At 58.4% G+C, this 392-nt stretch carries 1 protein-coding gene; it reads right to left on the bottom strand.

Annotation, left to right across the window (positions count from 1 at the left end; all coding sequences use genetic code 11):
- On the bottom strand, positions 1–392 hold a 392-nt coding region (locus HP548_RS00045; protein ID WP_175380570.1), incomplete at both ends, for a hypothetical protein.

Below are 392 nucleotides of genomic sequence, written 5' to 3'. Positions count from 1 at the left end.
TTGCGCCGGTTGCACCAGTTACTCCAGTAAGACCCGTTCCACCTGTCGCACCTGTTACTCCAGTAGATCCTGTCGTGCCTGTGGCTCCGGTAGTTCCAGTAGCCCCGGTAACTCCTGTTCCTGTTGCACCTGTCGCACCCGTTGCACCAGTAGGCCCCGGTGCACCAGTAGCTCCTGTTGTTCCCGTTGCTCCTGTCGTACCTGTTACTCCAGTAGCTCCTGTGGCTCCTGTCGTTCCGGTTCCGGTTGCACCTGTTTCACCAGTTACTCCAGTAAGCCCCGTTGCACCAGTGTCTCCAGTTGTTCCCTTTCCGGTTTCGCCTGTCGCACCTGTTACTCCAGTAAGACCCGTTGCTCCCGTTGCCCCTGTACCTCCCGTTCCGTTGGCACCT

It is taken from the genome of Paenibacillus taichungensis (assembly GCF_013359905.1).
In the GTDB taxonomy this organism is placed as follows: Bacteria; Bacillota; Bacilli; order Paenibacillales; family Paenibacillaceae; genus Paenibacillus; species Paenibacillus taichungensis.
Note: the sequence above shows the minus strand (reverse complement) of the source record. Positions and strands in the feature narration are given on the sequence as shown.